At 71.8% G+C, this 19,053-nt stretch carries 18 protein-coding genes; 5 read left to right on the forward strand and 13 right to left on the reverse strand.

Features of this window, described 5'->3' with window-relative positions; translation table 11 throughout:
* Window positions 1-5 precede the first annotated feature (5 nt).
* The 3 genes from ABD709_RS03750 to yczE all read right to left on the reverse strand — a co-directional run bounded on the left by ABD709_RS03750 (window position 6) and on the right by yczE (window position 2,177).
* Complete coding sequence (locus tag ABD709_RS03750) at window positions 6-1,241, reverse strand: toxic anion resistance protein (RefSeq protein WP_344772461.1); 1,236 nt, start codon at window positions 1,239-1,241, stop codon at window positions 6-8.
* Between the two features lie 106 nt (window positions 1,242-1,347).
* Entirely contained in the window at window positions 1,348-1,491 is a 144-nt protein-coding gene (locus tag ABD709_RS03755; RefSeq protein WP_344772462.1) for a hypothetical protein, read from the reverse strand.
* On the reverse strand, window positions 1,488-2,177 hold the full coding sequence (gene yczE / locus ABD709_RS03760; RefSeq protein ID WP_344772463.1) for a membrane protein YczE: 690 nt from the start codon (window positions 2,175-2,177) through the stop codon (window positions 1,488-1,490). Before yczE ends, ABD709_RS03755 begins: the two co-directional genes overlap by 4 nt.
* A 62-nt stretch (window positions 2,178-2,239) precedes the next feature.
* On the opposite strand from yczE, the gene yczR reads away from it, so the two are divergent.
* Both yczR and ABD709_RS03770 read left to right on the forward strand, forming a co-directional pair.
* Complete coding sequence (gene yczR / locus ABD709_RS03765; RefSeq protein ID WP_344772464.1) at window positions 2,240-3,685, forward strand: MocR-like transcription factor YczR; 1,446 nt, start codon at window positions 2,240-2,242, stop codon at window positions 3,683-3,685.
* Between the two features lie 101 nt (window positions 3,686-3,786).
* Window positions 3,787-4,596 (forward strand): hypothetical protein, encoded by an 810-nt coding sequence (locus tag ABD709_RS03770; RefSeq protein WP_344772465.1) that lies wholly within the window; start codon window positions 3,787-3,789, stop codon window positions 4,594-4,596.
* A 169-nt stretch (window positions 4,597-4,765) separates the two neighbouring features.
* Here ABD709_RS03770 and serA read toward each other — a convergent pair whose 3' ends face one another.
* From serA to ABD709_RS03795, 5 genes are all read right to left on the reverse strand, one after another.
* The gene (gene serA, locus ABD709_RS03775) at window positions 4,766-6,355 is read right to left on the reverse strand and encodes a phosphoglycerate dehydrogenase (RefSeq protein WP_344772466.1); all 1,590 of its coding nucleotides are present in this window, start codon (window positions 6,353-6,355) and stop codon (window positions 4,766-4,768) included.
* 125 nt (window positions 6,356-6,480) lie between these two features.
* Entirely contained in the window at window positions 6,481-7,734 is a 1,254-nt protein-coding gene (gene efeB / locus ABD709_RS03780; RefSeq protein ID WP_344772467.1) for an iron uptake transporter deferrochelatase/peroxidase subunit, read from the reverse strand.
* 8 nt (window positions 7,735-7,742) lie between these two features.
* Entirely contained in the window at window positions 7,743-8,903 is a 1,161-nt protein-coding gene (gene efeO / locus ABD709_RS03785) for an iron uptake system protein EfeO (RefSeq protein ID WP_344772468.1), read from the reverse strand.
* 66 nt (window positions 8,904-8,969) lie between these two features.
* The gene (gene efeU, locus ABD709_RS03790) at window positions 8,970-9,836 is read right to left on the reverse strand and encodes an iron uptake transporter permease EfeU (RefSeq protein ID WP_344772469.1); all 867 of its coding nucleotides are present in this window, start codon (window positions 9,834-9,836) and stop codon (window positions 8,970-8,972) included.
* An 80-nt stretch (window positions 9,837-9,916) separates the two neighbouring features.
* Window positions 9,917-10,624 (reverse strand): DsbA family oxidoreductase, encoded by a 708-nt coding sequence (locus tag ABD709_RS03795; protein WP_344772470.1) that lies wholly within the window; start codon window positions 10,622-10,624, stop codon window positions 9,917-9,919.
* A 120-nt stretch (window positions 10,625-10,744) separates the two neighbouring features.
* On the opposite strand from ABD709_RS03795, the gene ABD709_RS03800 reads away from it, so the two are divergent.
* Window positions 10,745-11,659 (forward strand): ABC transporter ATP-binding protein, encoded by a 915-nt coding sequence (locus ABD709_RS03800; protein ID WP_344772471.1) that lies wholly within the window; start codon window positions 10,745-10,747, stop codon window positions 11,657-11,659.
* A complete protein-coding gene (locus ABD709_RS03805; RefSeq protein ID WP_344772472.1) occupies window positions 11,656-12,468 on the forward strand; it encodes an ABC-2 transporter permease in 813 nt (270 codons plus the stop codon). Before ABD709_RS03800 ends, ABD709_RS03805 begins: the two co-directional genes overlap by 4 nt.
* A 94-nt stretch (window positions 12,469-12,562) precedes the next feature.
* On the opposite strand, the gene ABD709_RS03810 is transcribed toward ABD709_RS03805, so the two are convergent.
* From ABD709_RS03810 to ABD709_RS03825, 4 genes are all read right to left on the reverse strand, one after another.
* Complete coding sequence (locus ABD709_RS03810; RefSeq protein ID WP_344772473.1) at window positions 12,563-13,150, reverse strand: GNAT family N-acetyltransferase; 588 nt, start codon at window positions 13,148-13,150, stop codon at window positions 12,563-12,565.
* A 226-nt stretch (window positions 13,151-13,376) separates the two neighbouring features.
* Window positions 13,377-14,402, reverse strand: coding sequence for a ketol-acid reductoisomerase (gene ilvC, locus ABD709_RS03815; protein WP_344772474.1), 1,026 nt, complete (start codon window positions 14,400-14,402; stop codon window positions 13,377-13,379).
* A gap of 77 nt (window positions 14,403-14,479) precedes the next feature.
* Window positions 14,480-15,013: an acetolactate synthase small subunit gene (gene ilvN, locus ABD709_RS03820; RefSeq protein ID WP_344772475.1), complete on the reverse strand. Its 534-nt coding sequence runs from the start codon at window positions 15,011-15,013 to the stop codon at window positions 14,480-14,482.
* Window positions 15,013-16,782: an acetolactate synthase large subunit gene (locus ABD709_RS03825; RefSeq protein ID WP_425575024.1), complete on the reverse strand. Its 1,770-nt coding sequence runs from the start codon at window positions 16,780-16,782 to the stop codon at window positions 15,013-15,015. Before ABD709_RS03825 ends, ilvN begins: the two co-directional genes overlap by 1 nt.
* A 273-nt stretch (window positions 16,783-17,055) precedes the next feature.
* On the opposite strand from ABD709_RS03825, the gene galK reads away from it, so the two are divergent.
* Window positions 17,056-18,162 (forward strand): galactokinase, encoded by a 1,107-nt coding sequence (gene galK / locus ABD709_RS03830; protein WP_344772476.1) that lies wholly within the window; start codon window positions 17,056-17,058, stop codon window positions 18,160-18,162.
* Here galK and ABD709_RS03835 read toward each other — a convergent pair.
* Window positions 18,105-19,028, reverse strand: coding sequence for a CHAD domain-containing protein (locus ABD709_RS03835; RefSeq protein ID WP_344772477.1), 924 nt, complete (start codon window positions 19,026-19,028; stop codon window positions 18,105-18,107). The two genes, galK and ABD709_RS03835, sit on opposite strands and share 58 nt — an antisense overlap.
* Window positions 19,029-19,053: the final 25 nt, after the last annotated feature.

The raw sequence follows: 19,053 nt of genomic DNA on the forward strand, positions 1-19,053 counted from the left end.
TTCCCTCAGCTGCCGATGTCGAGCGTGCCAGCGGCGTTGCGCTGGTCGTGCTGCTGCACCCGGGCGAGGTAGGACTTCGACTTCTCGACCTCGGTCTCCAGCACGCCGATGGTGGTGGACATGTTGTCGAGGGCCTTGGACTTGAACTCGTCGATCGAGTCCATGGTCAGGTAGATGTTGTTGAAGGCCGCCTGGAGCTGCTCCATGCCGATCGTCGACGACGCGGCCTGCTCCTGGATCTTGGCGGAGTTGTCCTTGAGCATCTCCGAGGTGCGCTGGATCATCGTCGACGTCGTCGTGTTCAGTGCGGTGATCTGGTCGAGCACCAGCTTCTGGTTGCCCAGCGCCTGGGCGACGATGACCGCGGTGCGCAGCGCCGAGATGGTGGTCGTCGTGGCGCGGTCGACGCCCTTGATCAGCTCGATGTTGTTCTTGATGATGATGTCGATGGCGAGGTAGGCCTGGATCGACACGGCGAGCTGGGTGAGCAGGTCCTGGTGCTTCTGCCGGACGTAGAACAGCACGTCCTGGCTCATCGTCTTGGCTCCCTCGGGGTCGCTCAGCTCCATCTCCGCGATCTTCGCGGAGAGCTTGGTGTCGAGGTTCTCGGCGACGTAGATGTACTGGTTGAGCCGGCCCATGACCGCCCAGAGGTTGGTCTTCTCGAGGTTGAGCGCGACGTTGTCCTTGGTCAGCTCGTCCTGGCCGCTGCGCAGGTGGTGGAGGATGCCGTTGAGCTGGCTCTGGGAGGACTGGTACTTGCGGAAGTAGTCCTCGACCTTGTCGTTGAACGGGAGCATGTCCCAGAACTTCTTGGCGCCCTTGGCCTGGCCGGGGTCGAGGTCCTCGATCGTACGGCGAAGCGCGAGCAGCGACTTGCCGACGTCGGAGCCCTGCGAGATCCCGCCCTCCTTGAGGGCGGTGACCGGCTTGTCGAGCATCCGGTTGGAGGTCTCGGCGGCGCGCCGCATGTCGGCGTCGCCCATGGTGCGGACGTTCTCGGCCTGGGCCGAGAACGTCGGGCTGCCGACGGGCGCGCTGGAGAGCGCGGTCAGGAAGGTGTCGACCTTGGCGTCGAGCTCGGGCACCATCTCCGGCGACACCTGCGGGGCCATCTTCGGGGCCTGGGTCTCCACGACCGGCTTGGGCGGCTCGGGCGCGGTGAGGGTCAGGACCGGGTCCGGCGGGGCGAGCGGAGCGGGTTCGGGCGCGGCGGCGGCCTGGGAACCATCGGTGGTCATGGCCTGAGACTATCCAGCAAGTCGAGCCTGCACACTCGGTGATTTCCCTGATTCGGCGCGGCTGCGGCAACCAGGGACCGACCGGGCCGCCGCCGGCGCCGGCCCGTCAGCCGAGCCGGCTCCCCGGCGGGAGCAGCTCGGGGTCGGTGCGGTGCGACTGCGGCCGCGAGCGCGGACGGTCGAGCACGGCCTCGCGGACCGTGGCTGCGACGGCACCCAGGCCGACAGCGATGAGGATGAGAGTGATCATGACGGGACTCCTTCGACGTCGACGATGAACCAGGGGAGCATGAGCTGGGTGAGCGGACCGATGGCGAGCGCGTAGACGACCGTGCCCACGCCGAGCACACCGCCGAGGACCAGGCCGACCAGGACGACCGCGACCTCGATGCCGGTGCGGACCAGGCGCAGCGACCAGCCGGTACGGCGGGACAGGCCGGTCATCAGCCCGTCGCGCGGGCCGCGTCCGAGCTGTGCGCCGATGTAGAGCGCCGAGGCCAGCCCGCAGAGGAGCACGCCGCCGGCCATCAGCGCCGTGCGCGCCGCGAAGCCGTGCGCCGGGTCGAGCAGGGCCAGCGTCCCGTCGGCGGAGAAGCCGACGACGACCGCGTTCGCGATCGTCCCGATGCCGGGCGTCTCGCGCAGCGGGATCCAGAGCAGCAGCACGACGAAGCTCATCACCACCACGGCCTGCCCGAGGGTGATCGGCACGTGCCGGATCAGGCCCGAGTGGAGGACGTCCCACGGCGCGAGCCCGATGCTGCCGCGCACCATCAGGGCGAGCGAGACGCCGTACAGCACCAGGCCCACGAGCAGCTGAGGCAGCCGGCGGGCGAGGTTGCCGGCGCGCAGCTGCGCCACCGGCCCGAGGTCGGCGAGCAGGACCGCCTGCCGACGGCCCGCGCGGGCCTCCTCGGCCACGGACATCTCCACCATGTGCTCCATTCTCATCCAGATTGGACTGGCGCCAAATAGCCAATCGTGATGTAGTGGACTGCATGAACGAGGCCATTTCTGCCAGCCGGCTCGCGGGTCTGGTCGGCGGGTTCGACCGCTCCCCGGCCTACGCCGGGCTCGCCGGCGCCCTGCGCGAGCTGATCGGCGACGGGCGGATCGGGTACGGCGTCCGGCTGCCGAGCGAGCGCGACCTGATGGCGGCCCTGGAGGTCTCGCGGACGACGGTCACCCGGGCCTATGCGGTGCTGCGCGACACCGGGTACGCCGAGGCGCGGCAGGGAGCGGGCACCTTCACGCGGCTGCCCGGCGGTCCGACGCGGGCCCACGACCGGGCGCTCTGGCCGACCGACGTCTCGCCCGGCTTCATCGACCTGGTGTGCGCGGCGGCGAGCGCGCCGCCAGGGATCGCGGCGGCCTACGCCGAGGCGGCGGCCGAGCTGCCGGCGCACCTCGGTGGGCACGGCTACTACCCAGCCGGGCTGCCGGACCTGCAGGCCGCCATCGCGCAGACGTACGCCGACCGCGGCCTTCCCACCCTGCCCGAGCAGATCATCGTGACGACCGGCGCGCTGGCGGCGAGCGCGGTCGTGGGTTTCGCGCTGGCCGGGCCCCGCGACCGGGTGCTGATGGAGTCGCCGACCTACCCGAACGCGGCGCAGGCGCTGCGTGTCGGCGGCGGGCGGCTGGTGACCACGCCGCTCGACCCGTCCGGCTGGGACCTCGACACGGTCGAGAGCGCGCTCGCGCGGCGCAGCCCGCGGCTGGTGCACGTGATGCCGGACTTCCACAACCCCACGGGGCTGGTCATGCCCGAGGAGCAGCGGTCGACGTACTCCCGGCTGCTGGCGAAGCACCACGCCACCGCCGTCGTCGACGAGGCCCACCACCTGCTGCGTCTCGACGGCCAGCCGGCGCTGGCGCCCTTCGCGGCGTACTCCCCCGACGCCGTGAGTGTCGGCAGCGCCAGCAAGTGCATCTGGGGCGGGCTGCGGCTCGGCTGGATCCGCTCGCCGCTCCCCCTGGTCGGCCGCCTGACCCAGGCGAGGGTGGGGCTCGACCTCGGCGCGCCGGTGCTCGAGCAGCTCGTCCTGACCCGGCTGCTCACCGACGGCATCGACGACCTGCTGGCTGCCCATCGCGCGCGGCTCCGCGAGCAGCGCGACGCACTGGTCCGGGCGCTGGCGACGACGCTGCCGGACTGGAGGTTCCGGCTGCCGGCGGGCGGGATGGTGCTGTGGTGCGAGCTTCCTGCCCCGGGCGCGATGGCACTCGCGACCGAGGCGGAGCGGCATGGCCTGCTGCTGGCGGCCGGGCCGGCCTTCGCGCCGGAGGGCGGCCTCGACCGGTTCGTCCGGCTCCCTTACACCGTCCCGGTCCCGCAGCTGGAGGAGGCGGTGCGACGGACCGCGGCGGCGTGGGCGGTCGTCCGCGGCGGCGGCTCAGCGCCGGCGACGAGCAGTGGTCCCAGCGGAGTCCTCGTGGCCTAGGCACTTCGGGTCATGCGCCGCGTGGCCCGTCCGGCTTATCTTCGACCTGCAATTGACCCCTGACTCCGGCTCGGCGGAGCCACTAGACGTCGAGGTGTGCCTTGTCGATCCGCTTCATCGCCATCCTGGTCCGCGTCATCAGTCTCGGCCTCATCGTCGGCGGGCTGGTCGCCGGTGTCCTCTGGCTGATGTCCGACAAGGGCCTCGACGGCCTCGGTCTCGGCATCACGGCCGGGACGCTGCTGTTCATGGGCGTGATCTTCTTCTTCGCCTTCGGCAGCCTGTTCCAGGCGGCCGGCCCGAACATCAAGAACGGCGTCCAGGGCACCGCCGAGGTGACGTCGGTCCAGGACACCGGGACCACGATCAACGACACCGTGGCGCTGTTCCGGGTCCAGGCGAACGTCACGATCCCCGGCGTCGCGCCGTTCCCGGCGTCGCTGGTCCTGCCGATCGGTCGTACGCAGTGGGGCGTCCTCCAGCCGGGCGTGGTGCTGCCCGTCCTGGTCGACCCCAACGACCACAGCAAGGTCGCCTACGACGACACCCGGAGCACCCAGACGGCCGGCGCCGGCATGGCGATGGGCGGCGGCACCCCGCCGATCCAGAAGCGCTCGATGGCCGACATCCTCGAGCGCGGCATCGCGGCCACCGGCACGCTGTACTCCGCCACGCCGACCGGCCTCACGGCCGCTCACGTGAACCAGGGGCTCCCGGCGGACCAGGCCGACGACCCGCTGCTCCAGGTCTCCTTTGGCTGGGCCGGCGCGGACGGCCAGCAGCAGACGATGAACGCGATGATCCGCGTCCCCGACGGCAGCACCCTCCCCCCGCCCGGATCCCAGGTCCCTGTGCGCTACCTCCCCGAGGAACCCTCCGTCGCCACCATCGACTGGTCCGCGATGAGCTAGCCGAATCTTGAGGCGTCAGGCGGCGAATCCTTCCTCGTGCCGCCGCGAATCTTCACTCATGCCTGCCGGCACGACGCACTCGCCACAAGGGACGATTCGGGCCGGCACGAGGCAAGATTCGCCGCAGCACGAGGGAGGATTCGCCACGGCCTGAGGGAGGATTCGGCAGCTAGGCGAGGTCGACGGCGCGGATCGAGGTGGCGTCGATGGCGGACTCGATCTCGTCGAGGGTCTCGGCGGGGATGGCGGAGTCGACGGAGAGGGCGACGAGGGCCTGGCCGCCCTTGGCGTCCCGGGCGACCTGCATGCTCGCGATGTTGACCTGCGCCTGGCCGAGGATCTGGCCGACGGTGCCGACCATGCCGGGGCGGTCGGTGTAGGTGAAGAACGCGAGGTGGTCGGTGGGCTCGATGTCGACGTCGTAGCCGTTGACCTCGACGAGCCGCTCGCGCTGAGCGATGCCGACCAGGGTGCCGCTGACCGAGACCTGCGAGCCGTCGGCGAGGGTGCCGCGGAGCGTGATCAGGTTGCGGTGGTCGGGGCTCTCGGGCTCGGTCACGAGGCGTACGGCGATGCCGCGCTCCGCCGCGAGCAGCGGCGCGTTGACGTAGGACACCTGGTCCTCGACCACGCTGCTGAAGACGCCCTTGAGGGCGGCGAGCTCGAGCACCTTGACGTCGTGGTCGGTGATCTCGCCGCGGACCTCGACGTCGAGCTGCTGGGCGACCTCGCCGGCCACGCCGGTGAAGACCTGGCCGAGCTTCTCGGTGAGCGGGATGCCGGGGCGCACGTCCTCGGCGATCACGCCGCCCTGCACGTTGACCGCGTCGGGGACCAGCTCGCCGGCGAGCGCGAGCCGCACCGACTTGGCGACCGCGATGCCGGCCTTCTCCTGCGCCTCGTCCGTCGACGCGCCGAGGTGCGGGGTGGCGACGACGTTCTCGAGCTCGAACAGCGGGCTGTCGGTGCACGGCTCCTTGGCGAACACGTCGAGGCCGGCGGCCGCGATCCGCCCGGTCTTCAGGGCGTCGTACAGCGCGGCCTCGTCGACGATCCCGCCACGTGCGGCGTTGACGAGCACCAGGCTGGGCCGGGCCTTCGCAAGCTGATCGGCGCCGATCAGGCCGATGGTCTCCGGGGTCTTCGGGAGGTGGACCGACATGAAGTCCGCCTCCGCGAGCAGCGTGTCGAGGTCGACCAACCGCACGCCCATCTGCGCGGCACGGCCGGCCTGGACGTAGGGGTCGTAGGCGATCACGTTCATGCCGAACGCGCTCAGCCGCTGGGCGACCAGGACGCCGATCCGGCCGAGGCCGACGATGCCGACGGTCTTCTCGTAGAGCTCGATGCCCGAGTACTTCGACCGCTTCCACTCGCCTTCCTTGAGCGCGGCGTGCGCCGGGCTGACGTGGCGGGCGGCAGCGAGCATCAGCGCGACGGCGAGCTCGGCGGCGGAGACGATGTTGGAGGTCGGGGCGTTCACGACCATCACGCCGGACTGCGTCGCGGCCTTCACGTCCACGTTGTCGAGGCCCACACCTGCGCGGGCGACCACCTTGAGCCGCTTGGCCGCGGCCAGCGCCTCGGCGTCGACCTTGGTGGCGGAGCGGACCAGGATCGCGTCGACGTCGGCGATCGCGGCGAGCAGCTCGCTCCGGTCCGCGCCGTTGCAGCTGCGGATCTCGAAGTCCGGCCCGAGCGCCTCGACGGTGGCAGGGCTCAGCTCTTCGGCGATGAGTACGACGGGGCGATCGGTCACAGCGGAAACGTCCTTAGGCGACATGCGACGTGCAGGAAGGAGGTGCACCACGCTGTGCCGGTCTCACGCTACCGGACCGGCCCACCGATTCCCGCCGATGAGCACCATTCGGGACGTCGCCGCGCTCAGGCGAAGAGCGCCTGGCCGACGTGCTCGCCGGCCGCCGTGCCGGGAGGTACGGCGAACACGGCCTGCCCGGTGAACCTGAGGTACTCCATCAGGGCGTCGTGCGCCGCCATCGTGCGCTGGAGCGGGATGAAGTGGGTCCGCGGGTCGCGCAGGTAGGCGATGAAGAACAGTCCGGCGTCGAGGCCGCCGATCGCGTCGGTGCCGTCGACGAAGTTGTAGCCGCGGCGCAGGATCCGTAGGCCGTCGTTGTACTCGGGGTGCACGACGCGGACGTGGGCGTCCCTCGGGATGATCGGTCCGTCCGAGCCCTGCACCCCGAAGTCCGGCTCGGTGAGCTCGCTGCCTCCGGACAGCGGGGCGCCGGTGTCCTTGGTGCGGCCGATGAAGTCCTGCTGGTCCCCCAACGGCTGGCGGTCCCACACCTCGATCGTCTGGTTGATCCGGCGCGTCACGACGTAGGACCCGCCGACGAGCCAGTCCGCCTTCGGATCGTCCCCGTCGGCGACCCACACGTGGTCGTCGAGCAGCGCCGCGTCCTCGGCCTTGATGTTGGCAGTGCCGTCCTTGAACCCGAACAGGTTGCGCGGGGTGTCCTGGCTCGTCGAGGTCGTCGACGTACGACCGAAGCCCAGCTGCGACCAGCGCACCGCAGTGGTGCCGAAGCCCATCCGCACGAGGTTGCGGACGGCGTGCACAGCGACCTGCGGGTCGTCGGCGCAGGCCTGGATGCACAGGTCGCCGCCCGTGCGCGCCGGCTCGAGCATGTCGGCGGAGAAGTGCGGCAGCGGCTCGAGCGCCGCCGGCTTGCGGTCGGCGATGCCGAACCGGTCCCTGCCGTGCTCGTCGACGAAGAGGCTCGGGCCGAAGCCGAAGGTGATCGTCAGCCGGCTCGGGGGCAGCCCGATCGCCTCGCCGGTGTCGTCCGGCGGCGCGTAGATCGAGCCCTGGGTCGGACCGACGGGCCCCGCCGGGCGGCCCTGCGTCATCCGCTCCGCGGCGTCGGTCCACCGCTGGAGCAGGTCGACCAGCTCGGCCCGGTCGTCGGTCGTGACGTCGAGCGCGGCGAAGTGCAGCCGGTCCTGCGCGGGCGTGACGATCCCGGCCTGCCGCTCGCCGCGGAAGGGGTACGACGACGGCGCGCCGGCCGTCGCGTCCTCCTCACCGGTCACCCGGCCCGCGGCGAACGCACCCGCCACCCCGGCGGCGGCGACGCCGCTGCCGAGCAGACCCCTGCGCGAGACCGTGGGCATCGGAGCCCTCAGGAGACGACCGTGGCGGTCAGCTCGGACAGCGGCTCGGAGAGCGCGTTGACGGCGTTCGCGAGGTCGTCGATCTCGGCCTTGGACAGCTGGTCGTAGGTCTCGAAGCCCTTGCCCTGCCGGTGCTGGTCGAGCAGGTCCTGCAGCTGGCCGAACCGCGTGTCGAGCTCCTGCTCGAGGGCCGGGTCCTTCTCGTCGAGGATCGGCTCCACGGCCTCGAAGGCCTCCTTCGCGCCGTCGACGTTGGCCTGGAAGTCGTAGAGGTCGGTGCGCGACCAGTACTCCTCCTCGCCGGTGATCTTTCCGGTGGCGACCTCTTCGAGCAGGCCGCGCGCCCCGTTGGTGATCTGGTCCAGGCCGTACTCCTCGCCCTTGATCCGGCTGACGAGCTCCTTGGTGTTCTTCAGCAGGTCGGCGGCCATCCCCTTGCGGACCGCGGGCGTCAGGGCGTCGTACTTCTTGCCGGCGCGAGCCGGCCACAGGTCCTTCTCGATGACGTGCCAGCCGGTCCACTTCTCGCCGGCGGCGAAGTCGACGTCGGCCTCGCGGGCATCCATCTTCGGGTCGAGGTCGCCGAACGACTCCGCCACGGGCTCGATCCGCTCCCAGTGGCTGCGCGCGACGGGGTAGAGGGCGCGGGCGGCGTCGTCCTGGTTGCGGCTGTAGAGGTTCACGAACCGGGTGGTGTCCTTCAGCAGCGCGCCGGCCTCCTTCTCGACGTACGCCGCGTACTGCTCCTGCGCCTGCTCGACCAGGTCGGCGTCGGCGCCGCTGGTGACCTCCTCGCCGGAGTCGGTGACGGTGAAGTCGCCGCGGATGCCGTCGCCCTCCATGCCGGGCTTGCAGGCGGTGACGTACTTGCCCGCTGCTGCCGTGACGGTGAGCGACTGCGTCGTCTGCGGGCCGACGTTCTCGACCTCGCCGGCGATCGACTTGCCGTCCTCCTTGTAGAGGTAGAACTCGGTCACCTTGTCGCCCTTGTTGGTGACCTCGAAGGTGAGGTGGCCCGAGGGCGCCGACGTGGTCGACACCTCGCACGCGTCGTCGTCCGCCGTCACCGTGATGTGGCGGTCGTCGCCGGAGGAGTCGGAGGCGTTCTCGGTGCAGGCTGCGAGCAGCGGCAGGGCGGCGAGGGCAGCGACGAGGACAGGCTTGCGCACGGGATCGGGGTTCCTTCTCGTGTGGCTCGTGGGGACGCGCGGGAGCGGGAGCGCTCCCGGATCGGATCAGCTCGCGGAGCCGACCGGGGTCTTGGGCCGCGGAGCGGCGGCCGACTTCGAGCCGCCGGACCGGACCCGGAAGAACAGGTACATGACGGGCACGATGTAGAGCAGCCATGCCGCGGCCTCGAGCTTGGAGGTGGCCGGCGAGAAGTTGAAGACGCCCTTGAGCAGGGTGCCGTACCAGCTGTCGAGGCTGATCGTGCCGGACACGTCGAAGGCCAGGCTGTGCAGGCCCGGGAGGATGCCGGCCTCCTGCAGGTCGTGCACGCCGTAGGACATGACCCCGGCGGCGACGACGATCAGGAACGCGCCGGTCCAGGTGAAGAACTGCTGCAGGTTGATCGCCACGGCGCCGCGGTAGAGGGCGTAGGCGATCGCGACCGCGATCAGGATGCCGACCAGCGCCATCGCCAGCGGCTTCCAGGTCGAGTCCTGGTCCCGCGTGACGGCCTCGGTGGTCGACCACAGGAACAGCGCGGTCTCGAGCCCCTCACGGCCGACGGCGAGCGCGGCGACCAGCGCGAGCGAGAACCAGCCGCCCTCGGCGGCGTCGTCGACCTGGGTGCGCAGCCCGGCGCTGAGGTGGCGCGCCGTGCGCGCCATCCAGAAGATCATCCAGGTGACCAGGCCGACCGCGAGGATGGACAGCGACCCGCCGATGGCCTCCTGCGCCGCCGAGGTCAGCCCGCGCGGACCGAAGAACAGGATCGCGCCGAACGTCAGGCTCACCAGCACCGCGAGCGCCACGCCGCCCCAGATCCGGGGCAGCAGGTGACGACGCTCGGTCTTCACCAGGTAGGCGACCAGGATGCTCACGACCAGCGCGGCCTCGAGGCCCTCGCGCAGGCCCAGCAGCAGAGTGGCGATCATGAGATCGACTGTAGACCACGCTGCTTAGGCTTGGCTAACCAATGTGAGGTAAGCCTTATTCCGTGCTGTCCAGGGCGTCGTCAGAGCGCGCAGCCGTCGGGGCCGCAGGCGTCGGCGTCGGCGGCGCCGCCGACCGGTTGGAGAACCGGGTGGGCAGCGGACCAGGCCTGCTCGAGAGCCTGGGCGAACAGCGCGGCGGGCTGGGCGCCGGAGACGGCGAACCGGCCGTCGATGACGAAGAACGGCACGCCGTTGGCGCCGTACGCCGCCGCCTGCTCCTGGTCCGCCCACACCGCGTCGCCGTACTCGCTCGAGGCGAGCACCTCGTCGACCCGTGCCGGGTCGAGGCCGGCGCCGGTCGCGAGCCGGCGCAGCACGTCGTGATCGGCGATGTTTGCGGCCTTCGCGAAGTAGGCGTCGAGCAGCGCCTCCTTGAGCGCGCCCTGCAGCGCGAGGCCGCCCTCCGCCTCGGCGAGGTGGATCAGCCGGTGCGCGTCGAGGGTGTTGACCCGCAGCGACTCGTGGTGCCGCCAGATCATGCCCTCCTCGGCAGCCGCGGCCTCGACGCGCTCGACCATCTGCCGGCCGGCGGCCTCCCCGCCGCCGTACTTGCGTCCGAGGTGGGTCGCGACCGTGTCGGTCGGCACCATCGGAGCGCCCGGGTCGAGCTGGAAGGAGTGCCACGCGACCTCGACCGGGTGCGGGAAGTCGGCGAGGGCCTTCTCGAGACGGCGCTTGCCGATGTAGCACCACGGGCAGACCACGTCGGACCAGATGTCGATGCGCACGAGGGGCTCAACCCCTAGCGGGCGACGGATAATCCCTGACCCCTCTCAGGGTCGGGTCAGGGCCGGTTCAAGGGCTGTGCCCGACGCGCGCGGGACGCGGTCCGGGCGAGTCTTCTCGTCATGATCACCATCGAGTCACTCACCAAGAGCTACGGCGGCTTTCGCGCCGTCGACGAGGTCACGTTCACCGCCCGACCGGGCCGGGTGACCGGGTTCCTCGGCCCCAACGGCGCCGGCAAGTCCACCACCATGCGGATCGTCGTCGGCCTCACCCCGGCGACCTCCGGCTCCGCCACCCTCCTCGGCCGGGAGTACGCCGACCTGCCCAACCCGGGCCGTGAGGTCGGGGTCCTCCTCGACGCGTCCGCCCAGCACGCGGGCCGGACCGGCCGGGAGGTCCTCAACATCGCGGCCCGCACGATGGGCCTGCCCAAGTCGCGCGTCGGGGAGATGCTCGAGCGGGTCAGCCTGACCGAGGAGGAGGCCGCCCGTCGGGTCGGCAACTACTCCCTCGGCATGCGGCAGCGGCTCGGCATCGCGGCCGCCCTGCTGGGCGACCCGGAGGTGCTGATCCTCGACGAGCCGGCCAACGGGCTGGACCCGGCCGGCATCCGCTGGATGCGCGACCTGCTGCGCGGGTTCGCCGACGGCGGCGGCACCGTGCTGCTCTCCTCCCACCTGCTGCACGAGATCGAGGTCATCGCCGACGACATCGTCGTGATCGGCAACGGCCGGATCGTCGCGCAGGGCACCAAGGAGGAGCTGCTCGCCGCGGGCGGCACCCTGGTCCGCGCCGCCGACCAGTCCGCCCTGGTCGCGGCACTCCAGGCGGCCGGGTTGAAGGCACGACCCGGCGCGTCGGGCGTCGTACTCGCCGAAGCGGGGCTCGCCACCGTCGGCGCGGCCGCGTTCGCCGCCGGCATCCCCCTGACCGAGCTCCGGGCGGCCGACAGCGCCGGCCTGGAGGAGATGTTCCTCGCGCTGACCGCCGAGAGCCAGCGCGACCACCTTTCAGCCGAAGGAGCAGCGGCATGACCGCCACCACCATGGAGACGACACCCGTGACCACCGCGCGCCCCGAGCGCTCGGTCCCCGCCCCCATCCCGTTCACTCGCCTGCTCGACGTCGAGTGGCGCAAGATGTTCGACACCCGGACCGGCTTCTGGCTGCTGACCGGTGTCGGCATCCTGTCCCTGATCGCCACCGCGGCCACGATGATCTTCGGCAACCGCGAGACGCTCACCTACGACGACTTCGCGGCCGCCGTCGGGATCCCGGTCACCGTGATCCTCCCGGTCCTCGGCGCCCTCTCGGTGTCGAGCGAGTGGGGGCAGCGCACCTCCCTGACGACGTTCACCCTGGTCCCCAGCCGCGGCCGGGTGATCCAGGCGAAGTTCCTGGTGATCGTCGCCGTCGGCCTGGCCTCGCTCGCCGTCGCCTTCGGGGCCGGCGCGATCGGCAACCTGGTCAACGCCGGGATCGCCGGGGTCACGCCGGACTGGAACATCTCGCTCGGCACGCTCTCGCAGATCGCGCTCGCCGACGAGATCAACATGCTGATGGCCTTCATGCTGGGCGTGCTGCTGCGCAACTCCCCCGGCGCCGTCGTCGGCTACTTCGTCTACGCCCTGGTCCTCCCCGGAGTCTCCGGCGCACTGGCCGACGCCCAGCAGTGGTGGATGGACAACGCCGGCTGGTTCGACCTCCGTACGGCGACCATCCCCCTGTACGACGCCGGCGTCACCGGCGAGCAGTGGGCCCAGCTGGGGGTCTCCACCCTGATCTGGCTGGTCCTCCCCCTCGCCATCGGCCTGCGCATGCTGATGCGCTCCGAGGTCAAGTAGGTCGAATCCCCCGGAATGGTGGTTCGAGAAACCCGGAATGGCGGTCACCGACCGCCATTCCGGGTCTTTGGACGCGCCGTTCCGGGTGATTCGGTCAGCCCCCGACCACCCGCATCATCAGCTCGAGCGGCGGCGAGCCGAGCGGCCGCACGACGTCCACGGTCACGAACCCGTGCCGGCGGTAGAGCCGGGCGTTGCGCGGGCTCGACGCCTCCAGGTAGGTCGGAAGCCCCGCCGCGTCGCTCTCAGCCGTCACGGCGGCGAGCAGCGCGGAGCCGACGCCGCGGCCGCGACCGGCCGCCGCGACCCCGATGTAGGACAGGTAGCGGTGCGGCTCCCGGGGATGGCGCCGCTCCAGCGCCGCCTGCACCCCGACCGCCCACGGCAGCCGGTGCCCGAAGGCGCGCACGTACGACGCCGCGTGGCCGGCCTGGTGCAGCAGCGACTGCCGCCAGCCGTCGGGATGGACGAGGACGGCGCCGTAGGGCGACACCTTGCTCAGCCCGTCGCCGAGCACGTCGCCGCCGACGGTGGCCCGGAAGTGTGCGGTCAGCCGGCCGGCCCGGCGGCCGGAGGGCAGCAACCACGCCAGCACCGGGTCGTCCGCGAACGCGTCGGCCAGGGTCCGGACCACCCGCCCCGCATCTGCCGTCGCCGCCGGCGCGACCGTCGTCCCGACCATGGCACCACCGTGCCCGCCACCGCCGCCCGCCGCATCCGACCCGGGGAGGAAAACCCCGGACGGTCCGCACACCCCCCAAAATCACGCCGAGTCGGCTCAAGCTTGAGCCGACTCGGCGTGATTTGGTGCCGAGTCGGCTCAAGCTTGAGCCGACTCGGCGTGGCTTGGTGCTGAGTCCCTGTCGACCCGGCGCTCCGAGCGCGTGCAGATGAGCCGACTGCAGGGGTCAGCGGGCGGCGGAGCCCTCGGTGTAGTCGTCGTCGGACTGCTTCCACGAGAAGTGGGCGCGCAGCGCCTTGCCGGTCGCCTCGATGGGGTGGCCGGCCTCCTCCTCGCGGAGCTTGAGGAACTCGACGGCGCCGTTGTCCTGGTCGCCGATGAACCGCTCGGCGAAGGCGCCGGACCGGATGTCGGCGAGGACGTCCTGCATCCGCTGCTTGACCGAGGCGTCGATGATCCGCGGGCCCGACACGTAGTCGCCGTACTCCGCGGTGTCGGAGACCGACCAGCGCTGCTTGGCGATGCCGCCCTCCCACATCAGGTCGACGATCAGCTTGAGCTCGTGCAGGACCTCGAAGTAGGCGATCTCCGGCTGGTAGCCGGCCTCGGTCAGGGTCTCGAAGCCCGCCTGCACCAGGTGGGAGACGCCGCCGCAGAGGACGGCCTGCTCGCCGAACAGGTCGGTCTCGGTCTCCTCGGTGAAGGTGGTCTTGATGACGCCCGCACGGGTGCCGCCGATCGCCTTGGCGTAGGACTTCGCGAGGTCCCACGCCTGGCCGGAGGCGTCCTGCTCGACGGCGATGATGTCCGGGATGCCGCGGCCGGCGACGTACTCGCGTCGCACCGTGTGGCCCGGAGCCTTCGGGGCGACCATGATCACGTCGACGCCCTCGGGCGCCTTGATGTAGCCGAACCGGATGTTGAAGCCGTGGCCGAAGACCAGGGTGTCGCCGGCGGCGATGTTGGGCGCGATCTCCTCGGCGTAGATCGTGCGCTGGTACTGGTCGGGCGCGAGGACGACGATCACGTCGGCCTCCTCGACCGCCTCCGCGACGGGCAGGACCTTGAGGCCCTCCTCCTCCGCCTTGGCGATGCTCTTGGAGCCGGGCCGGAGGCCGACCCGGACGTCGACGCCGGAGTCGCGCAGGTTGAGCGCGTGCGCGTGGCCCTGGCTGCCGTAGCCGATGACAGCCACGTGCTTGCCCTGGATCAGGGACAGGTCGGCGTCGTCGTCGTAGAAAATCTCAGCCACTGGGGCTTCTCCTTCGTTGGTTGTTGGTGATGGTCTCGATACGCCGCCTCGTTCCTCGGCGGCTACTCGACCAACGTCTAGTTGGCGGGGGCCACCGGTACGGCGACCGGCCGGCTGCGCTCGGAGATGGACCGGGGCCCGCGGCCGATCGCGACCATCCCGGACTGGACGAGCTCCCGGACGCCGAACGGCTCGAGCACCCGGAGGAAGTCGGCGACCTTGCCCGGGTTGCCGACCAGCTGGATCGTCACGGCGTCGGGCGCGACGTCGATGACCTTTGCGCGGAACAGCTGCACGCAGTCGAGCACCTGGCCGCGGTTCTCGGCGGTCGCACCCACCTTGACCAGCACCAGCTCGCGCTGCACGCCGGCGTTCGGCTCGAGCTCGACGATCTTGATCACCTCGATCAGCTTGTTGAGCTGCTTGGTGACCTGCTCCAGCGGCAGCGACTCGACGTTGACCACGATCGTCATCCGGGAGATCTCGTCGTGCTCGGTCGGGCCGACCGCGAGGGAGTCGATGTTGAAGCCGCGCCGGCTGAACAGCGAGGCGATCCGGGCCAGGACGCCCGGCTTGTTCTCGACCAGCACGGACAGGGTGTGCTTCGACATCAGAGCTCGTCCTCCTCGAAGTCGGGCGCGAGGTCGCGCGCGTACTTGATGTCGTCGTTGCTGGTGCCGGCGGCGACCATCGGCCACACCATGGCGTCGCGGTGCACGCGGAAGTCCACGACCACGGGCACGTCGTTGATCTCCATCGCCTTGCGGATCGTCGCGTCGACGTCGTCGGGCGACTCGCACGCGAGGCCCACGCACCCGTAGGCGTCGGCGAGCTTCACGAAGTCCGGGATGCGCCGCTCGGGGCCGGTGTGCAGGTCCGTGTTGCTGTAGCGCTCGTTGTAGAAGAGCGTCTGCCACTGCCGCACCATGCCCAGCGACTCGTTGTTGATGATCGCGACCTTGATCGGGATGTCGTTGATCGCGCAGGTCGCGAGCTCCTGGTTGGTCATCTGGAAGCAGCCGTCGCCGTCGATCGCCCAGACCGTCTGGTCCGGCATCGCGACCTTGGCGCCCATCGCGGCCGGCACGGCGTAGCCCATGGTGCCGAGGCCGCCGGAGTTCAGCCAGGTGTTCGGCCGCTCGTAGGAGATGAAGTGCGTGGCCCACATCTGGTGCTGGCCGACGCCCGCGGTGTAGATCGAGTTGTCACCGGAGATCTTGCCGAGCCGCTCGATGACGTACTGCGGCGCGAGGCTGCCGGCGGGCGGCTCGTCGTACCCGAGCGGGTACTTCGTCTTCACCGCGGCCAGGTAGGCGACCCAGCCCTCGAAGTCGCCGGTGTGGCCGGCCTCGGACTCGGTGCGCAGGGTCGTCACCAGGTCGATGAGGACCTCGCGGACGTCGCCGACGATCGGGACGTCGGCGTGCCGGTTCTTCCCGATCTCCGCCGGGTCGATGTCGGCGTGGATCACCTTGGCGTGCGGCGCGAACGAGTCGAGGTTGCCGGTCACCCGGTCGTCGAAGCGCGCCCCGAGGCTGATGATCAGGTCGCTCTTCTGCAGCGCGGCGACCGCCGCGACGGTGCCGTGCATGCCGGGCATGCCGAGGTGCTGCGGGTGGCTGTCCGGGAACGCGCCGCGAGCCATCAGGGTGGTGACGACCGGCATCCCGGTCAGCTCGGCGAGGACCAGCAGCTCCTTGGACGCTCCGGACCGGATGGTGCCGCCGCCGACGTAGAGCACCGGCTTGCGCGACTCGAGGATCAGCCGCGCGGCCTCGCGGATCTGCTTCGCGTGCGGGCGGGTCACCGGACGGTAGCCCGGGAGGCTGATCTCGCGGGGCCAGTCGAACGTGGTGGTGGCCTGCAGCGCGGACTTGGCGACGTCGACGAGCACCGGCCCGGGCCGCCCGGTGGAGGCGATGTGGAACGCCTCGGCCACGATCCGGGGGATCTCGGCCGGGTCGGTGACGAGGAAGTTGTGCTTGGTGATCGGCATCGTGATGCCGCGGATGTCCGCCTCCTGGAAGGCGTCGGTGCCGATCATCGAGGCGCCGACCTGGCCGGTGACGGCGACCATCGGGACCGAGTCCATGTGGGCGTCCGCGATGGACGTCACGAGGTTGGTCGCACCGGGGCCGGAGGTGGCCATGCAGACGCCGACCCGGCCGGACGCGGCGGCGTACCCCTGCGCGGCGTGGCCCGCGCCCTGCTCGTGCCGCACGAGGATGTGCCGGATCGGGCTGTCCATCAACGGGTCGTACGCCGGGAGGATCGCGCCGCCCGGGATGCCGAAGATGTCCGTGACGCCGGCCGCCTCGAGGGACTTGACCAGGCTCTGCGCTCCGGTCACAGGAGCGCCGGTGCCCTGCTGCTCGCTCATCGGTTCGTCTTTCTCATCGTGGGTGCCGCGTGGCCGTCGTACCCGTGGATCAGTCTGCCCAACAAAAAACCCCTCGGTTGCCGGGCAACGAGGGGTGGACGCGCTGGTGGCTCGTCTGTCGACGATCTCAGCCGGCGCGTCCGGTGCGTACGAGAATCAGCTCACGCATGGGATCACCGTACGCCGTCCGCCGCCGCCCCGGCACGCGGGGCCGGCCGCCGTCCCAGATGGCAAGACGCGCGTCTCATTGTGAGGCCCTGCCAGACTGCTTCCGTGACGGTGCGCTGGCGAGCCCCCGGCCGGGTCAACCTGATCGGTGAGCACACCGACTACAACGGCGGCCTGGCGCTGCCGTTCGCGATCGAGCACGGCTGCACCGCCGAGGTCGGCCTCGCGCCGGGACGCGACCTGCACGTCGCGACGTCCGCGCAGGAGGCCGACGACGTGCGCCTCACCGCCGCCGATCTCGCGGCCCTTCCGGGGTCCGACGGTCCCGTCTGGGCCCGCTACGTCCTCGGGCCGCTGTGGGTGCTCCGCGAGCGGGGGTACGACGTCCCGCCGCTCGAGGTCCGCGTCGACAGCGACGTGCCGTCCGGCTCCGGCCTGTCCTCCTCGGCCGCCGTCGTGTGCTCGGTGACGTCGGCGGTCGACGACCTGCTCGAGCTCGGCCTCTCCCCCGACGACCTGCTCGCGGTCGCCCGCGCGGCCGAGAACGACGTCGTGGGCGCACCCACCGGCGGCCTGGACCAGATGGCGTCGCTGCGCTGCCGGGTCGGAGAGGTGCTGCTCTGCGACTTCGCCACCACCACGACCGAGAACGTCCCGGCCGACCTCGCCGCCGACGGCCTCACCGTGCTCGTCGTCGACACCCTGGTCCGGCACAGCCACGCCGACGGCGAGTACGCCGCCCGCCGGCGCGGGTGCGAGGCGGCCGCGGCGGTGCTCGGCCTACCGGCCCTCGGGGCGCTGCGGACGGACGACCTCGCCGCCGCGCTCGCCCGGCTCGAGGACGACGAGCAGGCGCGGTACGTGCGGCACGTCGTCAGCGAGGACGACCGCGTGCGCCGGACCGCCGAGCTGCTGCGGGCGGGACGGACGGCCGGCATCGGGTCGCTGCTCACGGCGTCGCACGCCTCGCTCCGGGACGACTTCCGCGTCACCGTGCCCGAGCTCGACCTGGCCGTGGAGACCCTGCTCGCCGCGGGTGCGCTGGGCGCGCGGATGACCGGCGGCGGGTTCGGCGGGTCGGTGATCGCCCTCGTCGAGGAGGGCCGGGCCACCGACGCTGCCGCCGCGACCGCCGAGGCGTTCGGTCGCGCCGGCTACCGGTCGCCGGCCTGGTTCACGACCCTCCCGTCGGCGGGGGCGCGGCGGGCCTGAGCGCGAGCTCGAAGGACCGCCAGGTCCTCGAGCGCGCGGGGCACGTCGGCCAGCGCCGCCGCGGCGCGACCCTCGGCGTGCTCCACCATCGCGCTGGACGCCGCCGCGTCGCCGTCCAGCGCGACCACCGACCGCACGTGCTCGGCGAGGAGCCCGGCGTCGCGGTGGTCGCCGAGCAGCTTCTGGACCGTCGCACCCGCGGCGCCCAGCGCCCGCGCCTCGTCGCCCAGCACGGCGGCAGGAGGCGTGGCGACGGCGTCGGCCACGTGCCGCAGCCGCCGGCCGGCCTTGCGCACCGTGTGCGCGACGTCGCGGTCGCCGAGGTGGTCCGCGCCGAGCGCCAGCACGCGGTCCGCCTGCGCGAGCAGCACCTCGGCCGCGACGACGTCCCCCGGCCGGGCTGCGGCGCCGACCGGGCCGACGCCGCCCGCATCGTCGAGGACCGTGCCCAGCACCGCGGCCAGTGCGGCGCCGTGGTCGGACCGGCACCAGGCCACCAGCTGCGCGTGCGCGGCCGCGTGCGCCACCTGGAGGTCGCGGAGCAGCCGGTCCCTCGGGCCGGGAGCGAGACCGACCGCGTCGGCGGCCGCCCGGACGTCGGCCGCGCGTACCTCGAGGTCCCGGGCGAGCCCGAGCCGGTCGCCGTACGCCGACAGCCGCGCGCGGAGCGCGCCGGCCGTCGCGGGGTCGACCAGGTCGCCGAACGCCGCGAGCACGTTCCGCAGCCGGCGGACCGCGGTCCGGAGCTGGTGGACGGCGTCGGGCTCGTCCGCCAGGGCGGCCGGCTGCCGCTCGACCACGGACCGGGCGAGGTCGCGGAGGACGGCACGGAGCATCTCGCCCGCCGTCGTGCCCGGCCCCGCCATGGCGTCAGGGTGCCAGAGCCCGGTG

The sequence above is a fragment of the Nocardioides panacisoli genome (assembly GCF_039537325.1).
GTDB classification, from domain to species: domain Bacteria; phylum Actinomycetota; class Actinomycetes; order Propionibacteriales; family Nocardioidaceae; genus Nocardioides; species Nocardioides panacisoli.

Coding starts and splice junctions, on each gene's coding strand:
- ABD709_RS03750 (WP_344772461.1), bottom strand. CDS start 1,241: ATGACCACCGATGGTTCCCAGGCCGCCGCCGCGCCCGAACCCGCTCCG.
- ABD709_RS03755 (WP_344772462.1), bottom strand. CDS start 1,491: ATGATCACTCTCATCCTCATCGCTGTCGGCCTGGGTGCCGTCGCAGCC.
- yczE (WP_344772463.1), bottom strand. CDS start 2,177: ATGGTGGAGATGTCCGTGGCCGAGGAGGCCCGCGCGGGCCGTCGGCAG.
- yczR (WP_344772464.1), top strand. CDS start 2,240: ATGAACGAGGCCATTTCTGCCAGCCGGCTCGCGGGTCTGGTCGGCGGG.
- efeB (WP_344772467.1), bottom strand. CDS start 7,734: ATGCCCACGGTCTCGCGCAGGGGTCTGCTCGGCAGCGGCGTCGCCGCC.
- efeU (WP_344772469.1), bottom strand. CDS start 9,836: ATGATCGCCACTCTGCTGCTGGGCCTGCGCGAGGGCCTCGAGGCCGCG.
- ABD709_RS03800 (WP_344772471.1), top strand. CDS start 10,745: ATGATCACCATCGAGTCACTCACCAAGAGCTACGGCGGCTTTCGCGCC.
- ABD709_RS03805 (WP_344772472.1), top strand. CDS start 11,656: ATGACCGCCACCACCATGGAGACGACACCCGTGACCACCGCGCGCCCC.
- ABD709_RS03810 (WP_344772473.1), bottom strand. CDS start 13,150: ATGGTCGGGACGACGGTCGCGCCGGCGGCGACGGCAGATGCGGGGCGG.
- ilvN (WP_344772475.1), bottom strand. CDS start 15,013: ATGTCGAAGCACACCCTGTCCGTGCTGGTCGAGAACAAGCCGGGCGTC.
- ABD709_RS03825 (WP_425575024.1), bottom strand. CDS start 16,782: ATGAGCGAGCAGCAGGGCACCGGCGCTCCTGTGACCGGAGCGCAGAGC.
- ABD709_RS03835 (WP_344772477.1), bottom strand. CDS start 19,028: ATGGCGGGGCCGGGCACGACGGCGGGCGAGATGCTCCGTGCCGTCCTC.